The following is a 7,246-nucleotide window of genomic DNA, read 5'->3' as shown; positions in this document are numbered from 1 at the left end:
ATCCGGAAGTCATGGGCGTAGACGAAGACGGTGCGGCCCTCCACCGTCCCCCAGCCGGTGATCACACCGTCCGTGTACGGCCTGCGGTCCTCCAGGCCGAACCCGGTCGCCCGGTGCCGGCGCAGGCCTTCGACCTGGGTGAAGCTCCCCTTGTCGAGGAGGAGCTCGATCCGTTCCTGAGCGGTCAGCTTGCCTCTGGCGTGCTGACGTTTCGTCGCCTTGGGGTCCGCTCCTTTCCTGACCAGTTCCTTCAGCGCGTGCAGTTCTCCCAAACGTTCGGCGGCTACCGGTGAGGATGCGGTGCTCGGCATGACGGTTCCCGTCCCTTCCTCCTGGCGTCCTCTTCTGCTCGTGTCACCGTGTGTCGTCGCCGCGGTACCAGCAGCGGCACACGGTCTTCGTGGCTCGTGTCGACGGCGAGTGCCGTGATGTCGTCCCTGTACAAGCGATCCGCCGGCACGGTCCGGAGCACGGCGCGGTGACCGTGTGCGGTGAGCAGGGCGACCGCGGCGACGTGACCGGATTCGCATGGTAGGTTGCGGACCAGCCATTCGTCCGGCCTGTCCGGCTCCTCCTCGCCCTCGGCGTCACCGAGGTAGTCGGCGGCGAGTCCACGGCCCAGCCCGGTACCGAGTCCCTTGAGGTATGCCTCTTTCCGCGTCCACAGACGCGCGAAGGCGATCGGCAGTTCCTCCCGTGACAGGCCGGCCAATTCCTCTCGCTCCCGCACGTGCAGCTTCCGCACGCACAGTCGAGCGACATCAGCGGACGGAACGCCCTGCACGTCGACTCCCACCGGCACTGCGGCCACCGCGATGGCGACGAGCCCCCGGCTGTGCGACAGGGAGAAGTGCGGCGAGGACTCGGTACCGGTCACCACCGGCCGGCCGTGCGGCGCGCCGCAGCACGGGCAGGGAGCGCGTCCAAGTGACACCTGCGCGGGAGCGATGCCCAGGTGGAGGGCGAGGATGCGGCGCAGCGCTATGTGCGCGGAGAGGTACGTGAGGCGGCCCTGTGGGCGTACGAACGCGTTGGCGCGCTCCCGCTCACGGTCGTCGAGTTCGCCGATCGCTGCGGGCGGTGGTTCGGTGACCGGTCCGCGCAGTGTCCAGATCTGCAACTCCCCCGGCTCGGCACCGAGCACCGTACCGGGCGGAAGCCCCGGCGGTGCAGGGCCACCGACGGGTGTGAACTCGCCCTTCGCACGCGTGGCAGACCCCGTCGCCCGCAGCGGACCGATGCGGGGAGGTCTGCCGAGCGGGCCGGGCGCGGCATCGAGCCGCGTCATGGGCGGTCACCTCTCATGGGGGAACACGAGTTCCACTTCGGCGGGGAACGTCCGCCCCGCGGAATGGGCGGAAGGCCACGGGCCGGCCGGGGCGCTGTCCGCCCCCGCACGGCCCGTGGCCGGACCGGTCTTGTGCCGGAGGATGCCACCGTCAGCGGTTACCCTCCGCGTACTCCTTGGCGTGGCCGAGGGTGGCCCGGCTGTTGGTGCTGAGAGCCGTCCGGACGTAGTCGCGGGCGTCTTCGACCGTCGCGTCCTCGCCCAGGACACTGGCGATGTTGTCCGTGTTCAGGACAACGGTGTGCTGCGAGGACGCGGCGACGCCGTCCCCGTTCTCCACAAAGGTCCAGTAGCCGGTGTGCAGGGTCATCAGCGCAGGGAGCGTGACCTGCTTGTACGCGATCTTGTGGGTCGGCAGACACACGCGACAGGACTTGGTGGTGTGTGTGGAACCGTCCTTGGCGCGGGTGTCCATCTCCAGGATCTGCAGCCCCGGGGAGAGTTCTTCGAGCCGGACCGTGGCCACGTGCGGCAGCCGCTTCCCCCAGAGGTCGGCCTCGTTGATGAAGTCGTAGACGTCCTTGGCCGAGCCGTTGATCTGCACGGTGTCCTCGAAGGAGAAAGTCACCTTCTCGGTGGCGCGGGCGGTCTCCACGTTCGTCTTCAGCGCCGCGAGTTCGGTGCGCGAATTGCGGTCAACGGCCTCGTCGATCCAGGCCAGGCTGTCCGCGTCGTCGTCGATCGCCCGGTAGTCGTGCAGCAGGTGAACACGGGCCTCCGCCTCCGACAGGGGCTCGATGATCCAGGTACCGCCCATGGCCGCGACCGGCGGGGCCGGCACTTCCTGGCGAAAGGTGATACTCATCGCCTCGGGGTCGAGGATGCGGCGCGACGTCCAGTTCTTGGCCGTCTCGTTGGCGGTGGCCCAGATTCTGATGCGTTCCTCGTTCCCGTCCCGCTCGACGTGGTCCACGTGGATGGTCGGCGGGAAGACGCGAGGCCAGTTCTCCACCTCGGCGATCAGCCGGTAGACGTCGGCGGCCGGAGCCGAGATCGTGATCTCGTGCTTCACCTCACGCAGGCTCTGCTGCGGCATACTCGTTCTCCTCGGATGTCGGAACGCGGAGGCTTCAGAAGTTGCCCAGGCCGCCACAGACGTTCATGGCCTGCGCGGTGATGGAGGCAGCGGTGTCGGAGATCAGGTAGCCGACCAGGCCGGCGACCTCCTCTGGTGTGGAGTACCGACCGAGCGGAATCTTGGACTGGAACTTCTTGAGGATGGCTTCCTCGGTCGTGTCGTAGGCGGCCGCGTATCCGGCCCGGACGCGCTGGGCCATGGGGGTCTCGACGTATCCGGGGCAGACCGCGTTGACGGTTACGCCGGTCGGGGCCAGTTCGTTGCCCAGCGCCTTGGTGAAGCCGACGACGCCGTGCTTCGATGCCGAGTAAGGGGCACCGAGGACGACGCCCTGTTTGCCGGCGGTGGAGGCGATGTTGATGATCCGGCCGCGGCTCTTGTCGCGCATGCCGCCGGTCGTCAGCACCTCACGAGTCATCCGGAAGACGCTGTTGAGGTTGGTGTCGATGACGTCGTGCCACAGTTCGTCGGGGATGTCGGCGGTGACGCCGCCGCCCGACCGGCCCGCGTTGTTGACCAGGATGTCGACCGTGCCGAACCTGTCGACGGCCCTCTGGACGAAGGCCTTGACGTCATCGTCGGAACGGACGTCAAGGACGGTTCCGTCGACTTCGAAACCCTCCTCGCGCAGTTCCTTGACCGTGTTGGCGACACCCTCGGCGCTACGGGCGCCGATGAATACCCGATTCCCCCGGGCGGCCAGGAGTCGAGTGACGGCGAGGCCGATCCCGCTGGTCGCTCCCGTGATCAGGGCGACCCGCTTGTCCTGTTGCGGCATGTCCTCTTCTCCAGGTAAGTGGTGCTGTGGATGGGCATCGAACCGAACGGATCCGTTCGTCCGGCCCTGGGTCATCGCCGATCAAGCGGACACGAACTGCAGGTTGACGGCGGCGATGAGGACACGCGGGGTACCTGCGACGCCCAGGGCGTCCTCGTCGAGGGTGATGCCGTACTCGCGCTCGATGCGGCTGCCGGTCTCGAGCAACGCCAGCGACTCGTAGCCCAGCGCCTCGAACGGCACGTCGAGGATGTCGCCGTCGAGGTCCACGTCCTCTTCCGCTCCCGCGCCCTCGAGGAGGATGCGCCGGAGGTCGTCGATGGTGAATTCGTGTGTGGCCACGCGAGTTCCTCTCTGTGTGTGAGCAACGCGTACTTCTTATGGGCGCCCTCGCCGCCTTCAGGGAGGCGGTCGGCGGGCACCGATTCAGAACGGTCAGTCGGCCCCGCGGACCACTGTGACGGAGTTGAAACCACCGTGACCGCGGGCGATCACCATGACCGTGCGCACCTCGGCGGTACGGGGCTGGGAACCGACCAGGTCGATGTCGTACTCGTCGGAGAGATCGACGTTGGCGGTGGGCGGGATCAGCCCCTCTCCGATGGCGAGCAGCGCGGCGGCCACGTCGAGGGGAGCGGCTCCGGAGTACAGCCGGCCCGTCATCGTCTTGGGGGCGGTGACCGGTACGCCGCGGGGCCCGAACAGCGCGGTGATGGCCTCGGCCTCGATCCGGTCCAATTCCGGCACGGCCGCGGCGTCCGCGAAGACCAGGTCGATGTCGCCGGGTTCCGCGCCAGCGTCGGCCAGGGCCAGCTCCATGGCCTTGCGGAGTCCGGGTTCGCGCCCGCTGCCGGGTTTCGCGTCGAACGTCGCGCCGTATCCGGAGACCTCTCCGTAGATCCGCGCACCGCGCGCCCGAGCCTCATCAGCGGACTCCATAATCAGGATCGCGCCGCCCTCGCCGGGGACATGCCCGTTAGCTTTGGCGTCGAAGGGCAGATAGGCCCGCGAGGGCTCATCTCTGGTGCTGAGCCGGCCGCCAGCCAGCTGGGCGACCCAGCCCCAGGGACAGATCGAGGCGTCGATGGCGCCGGAGACGACCATGTTCGTTCCCTTGCGGATCTGTCTGCGGGCGTGCGCGATCGCGTCGAGGCCGCCCGCCTGGTCGCTGACGACCACTCCGCTGGGGCCCTTCATGCCGTTACGAATCGATATCTGACCGCTGTTGACGGCATAGAACCACGCGAAGGACTGGTACGCGCTGACGTACTGGCTGCCCTGGCTCCACAGCTTCTGCAGTTCGCCCTGGCCGAACTCGAAACCGCCCGACGAACCAGCCGTGACCACGCCCATGCCGAACTCCGGCAGATCCTTGGGGTCCACTCCGGCGTCCGTCAGCGCCCAGTCAGCGGCGACGAGCGCCATCTGCGTCATCCGGTCAGTCTGCGGAAGCAGCCGGCTGGGCAGGAGGTCCTCGGCGACGAAGCCGGGCACTTCCCCAGCCAGCGTCGCCGGATAGGAAGAGGGATCGAAGCGCGTGATCCGACCGATACAGGTCTTCCCATTACGCACCGAAGCCCAGAAGTCCTGTGCACCCAGGCCGTTGGGGGCAGCGATACCCAGGCCGGTGACCACCGCGGAGGTCGTCATGCCCCGCTCCTTCCGGGACGCGTCAACACCATGGCGCTCTGGAATCCGCCGAAGCCGCTGCCGACGGTCAGGACCGTGTCGGTGCGGTGTTCACGCGCGACCAGCGGAACGTAGTCCAGGTCGCACTCCGGATCCGGGGTGTGCAGATTCGCTGTCGGTGGCACCACGTTGTTCTCCATGGCGAGCGCGGAAGCGGCGATCTCGATGGAGCCGATGGCCCCGAGGGAGTGCCCGACCATCGACTTGATGGAACTCACCGGGGTCCGATACGCGTGGCCGCCCAGGCTTCGTTTGAAGGCCGCGGTTTCGTGGCGGTCGTTCTGCTTGGTGCCCGAGCCGTGCGCATTGATGTAGTCGATCTCGGTCGGATCCAACCGCGCCTCGTCGAGCGCCAACCTGATCGCCTCGGCCATCTCCGCCCCGTCGGGGCGCAGGCCGGTCATGTGGTAAGCGTTGGAACGCGTCGCGTAGCCGGCGATCTCGGCATAGATGTACGCACCGCGCTTCCTCGCGCTCTCCAGCTCCTCCAGGGTGAAGACGGCGGCTCCCTCGCCGAGGACGAAACCGTTGCGGGTCCCGTCGAAGGGGCGGGAGGCACGCTCGGGTTCGTCGTGCCGGGGCGTGGTCGCCTTGATCGCGTCGAAGCACGCCATCGTGATGGGTGAGATGGGGGCGTCGGAGGAACCGGTGATCATGACATCGGCGGAACCTTCCCGGATCAGGTCCACGGCGTGCCCGACCGAGTCGATGCCGGAGGTGCAACCCGTGGACACCACGGTGCTCGGGCCCTGCGCGCCGACTGCCCAGGCCACTTCGGCGGCGAAGGAGCTGGGGACCAGGTAGTTGTACAGGTGCGGGGCCGCGTAGTCGTGGTCGACGAGGTCGAGCCGGCCTCCATCGCTGACGACCCTGTACTCCTCGTCGAGTCCCATGGTGGCGCCCACGGCGCTGCCAATGGTGACACCGACCCGGTACGGGTCGTAGGTGTCCAGATCAATGCGACTGTCGGCGACGGATCCGCGGGCCGCGACCACGGCCAACTGCACAGCCCGGTCCATTCGCCGAATCTCCTGAGGGCTCAGGCCGTACTCCTCGGGATCGAAGTCGATCTCCACGGCGACTCGGGAGCGGAAGGGACTGGGGTCGAAGAAGGTGATCCCGCGTGTCGCGGTACGGCCCTCGCTCAAGAGGCTCCAGAAGTTCTTCGTCCCGACGCCTCCCGGGGCGAGGACCTCGATGCCGGTGATGACCACTCGCCGACCGGTCACGCCGACGCCCGCCAACTGTAGAAGCGCCTGGCCATCGCATCGGCCGGCGAGCGCCACGTCTTGGGATCGTACGCCTCGATGTACGGCTTCAGGTCATCGCTGATCCGGACGAAACGCTCATCGTTCCGCGCTTCCTGGATCAGCTTGCCGCCGTTGTCCTCATCGGAATCCTGAAGGTGGAAGTACAGACCACGGTATTCGAAAAGCTGACGCCGTCGCGTGCCCATGCGATGGGGCATTTCAGTGGCATCGAAATCGGCAAAAAGTTCGGCGACCTGGAGAATCGATCCGGGATCCATCCTGGCCACGATCAACGTACTGTGCATGCGTTTCCTCTCTTCATGACCGACTCGGGAGAGCGCGGCGGCCTGGGGAAATCCAAAAATGAGTATCCTGAACGGGTCGCCCGGTTTCAACAGATCCAATGTCAGGAAAACGTCAGACCCGGTCACGATTCTGCAGGTTATTTCCGAGGAAGGAAATCAGTCCTTGATCTCGCAGATGACGGCGCCGGCGCTGACCCCGGCGCCGACGGCGGCGTTCAGGCCCTTGACGGTGCCGGCGCGGTGGGCGTTGATGGGCTGCTCCATCTTCATCGCCTCCAGCACCACGACGAGCTCGCCCTCGGCGACGGTCTGGCCCTCCTCGACGGCGACCTTGACGATGGTGCCCTGCATGGGGGAGGCCAGCGCGTCACCGGAGGCGGCCGGGCCGGACTTCCTGGCCGCGCGGCGTTTGGGGCGGGCGCCGCCGGCCGCGGCGGTGCGGGCCAGGGACATGCCCAGCGAGGCGGGCAGGGAGACCTCCAGGCGCTTGCCGCCGACCTCGACGACCACCGTCTCGCGGCCGGGCTCGTCGTCCTCGGCGTCCGCGCCGGGCGCGGCGAAGGGCTTGATGTCGTTGACGAACTCGGTCTCGATCCACCGTGTGTGGACGGTGAACGGGTCGGCGGGCCGCCCGTTGACCTCGGGGGCGAAGGCCGGGTCGGCGACCACCGTGCGGTGGAAGGGGATGGCGGTGGCCATGCCCTCGACGGTGAACTCCGCCAGCGCCCGGGCGGCGCGCTGCAGGGCCTGGGCCCGGGTGGCGCCGGTGACGACCAGCTTGGCCAGCAGCGAGTCCCA

General features: G+C 67.9%; 9 protein-coding genes. All 9 read right to left on the bottom strand.

Going from position 1 to position 7,246, the window contains the following annotated elements:
- Positions 1-311, bottom strand: a 311-nt coding sequence (locus LJ221_RS21845; RefSeq protein ID WP_302852052.1) for a carboxyl transferase domain-containing protein, incomplete at its 3' end; no start/stop codon positions are given.
- Entirely contained in the window at positions 284-1,288 is a 1,005-nt protein-coding gene (locus LJ221_RS21840; RefSeq protein WP_241718435.1) for a 4'-phosphopantetheinyl transferase superfamily protein, read from the bottom strand. The genes LJ221_RS21845 and LJ221_RS21840, both read right to left, overlap by 28 nt.
- Before the next feature lie 151 nt (positions 1,289-1,439).
- Positions 1,440-2,384 carry an aromatase/cyclase gene (locus LJ221_RS21835; protein ID WP_241718434.1) on the bottom strand — a complete coding sequence of 315 codons (945 nt, stop codon included), beginning with the start codon at positions 2,382-2,384 and terminating at the stop codon, positions 1,440-1,442.
- A 34-nt stretch (positions 2,385-2,418) separates the two neighbouring features.
- Positions 2,419-3,204, bottom strand: coding sequence for a 3-oxoacyl-ACP reductase FabG (gene fabG, locus LJ221_RS21830; RefSeq protein WP_241718433.1), 786 nt, complete (start codon positions 3,202-3,204; stop codon positions 2,419-2,421).
- A gap of 81 nt (positions 3,205-3,285) precedes the next feature.
- Positions 3,286-3,546, bottom strand: coding sequence for an acyl carrier protein (locus tag LJ221_RS21825; RefSeq protein ID WP_241718432.1), 261 nt, complete (start codon positions 3,544-3,546; stop codon positions 3,286-3,288).
- Between the two features lie 93 nt (positions 3,547-3,639).
- Positions 3,640-4,854 carry a ketosynthase chain-length factor gene (locus LJ221_RS21820; RefSeq protein WP_241718431.1) on the bottom strand — a complete coding sequence of 405 codons (1,215 nt, stop codon included), beginning with the start codon at positions 4,852-4,854 and terminating at the stop codon, positions 3,640-3,642.
- Complete coding sequence (locus tag LJ221_RS21815; RefSeq protein WP_241718430.1) at positions 4,851-6,122, bottom strand: beta-ketoacyl synthase; 1,272 nt, start codon at positions 6,120-6,122, stop codon at positions 4,851-4,853. The genes LJ221_RS21820 and LJ221_RS21815 overlap by 4 nt, the downstream gene beginning before the upstream one ends.
- On the bottom strand, positions 6,119-6,448 hold the full coding sequence (locus LJ221_RS21810; RefSeq protein WP_241718437.1) for a TcmI family type II polyketide cyclase: 330 nt from the start codon (positions 6,446-6,448) through the stop codon (positions 6,119-6,121). Before LJ221_RS21810 ends, LJ221_RS21815 begins: the two co-directional genes overlap by 4 nt.
- Before the next feature lie 156 nt (positions 6,449-6,604).
- Positions 6,605-7,246 (bottom strand): biotin/lipoyl-containing protein (locus LJ221_RS21805; protein WP_302852051.1); only part of this gene is annotated, 642 nt, incomplete at its 5' end.

The sequence above is a fragment of the Streptomyces sp. CNQ085 genome (assembly GCF_022614595.1).
GTDB lineage: Bacteria > Actinomycetota > Actinomycetes > Streptomycetales > Streptomycetaceae > Streptomyces.
Note: the sequence above shows the minus strand (reverse complement) of the source record. Positions and strands in the feature narration are given on the sequence as shown.